The sequence below is a fragment of the Erwinia sp. V71 genome (genome assembly GCF_965644245.1).
GTDB lineage: Bacteria > Pseudomonadota > Gammaproteobacteria > Enterobacterales > Enterobacteriaceae > Erwinia.
This window is the reverse complement of record NZ_CBFFRK010000339.1, coordinates 1-228: the sequence shown is the minus strand read 5'-3', so window position 1 is coordinate 228 and position 228 is coordinate 1. Positions and strand designations below refer to the sequence as shown.

1 pseudogene is annotated in these 228 nt (G+C 46.1%); it reads right to left on the bottom strand.

What is annotated here, in order from left to right:
• Window positions 1–68: 68 nt before the first annotated feature.
• Window positions 69–155 (bottom strand): annotated as a pseudogene (locus ACSZO1_RS22875) (integrase domain-containing protein); the annotation flags it as partial.
• Window positions 156–228 lie beyond the last annotated feature (73 nt).

The following is a 228-nucleotide window of genomic DNA, read 5'->3' as shown; positions in this document are numbered from 1 at the left end:
ATTCGTGGTCGAATTAAATCGGAAAGTGCGATCGGATTAAATCGGAATCAATGGTCGGTTTGGGTCGGAATACGCACACGATCCAACACAGTTGTGTCTCTGGGACGACCTCCTTTTGTACCGAATACAACGCGAATTTTTTCGTTACCATTGAGCGCGAATTCAGATAATAAGTGCAACGCTTGGTCATGTGGATGGAGGGACGGTTAGCTACCGATAAGCTATCCT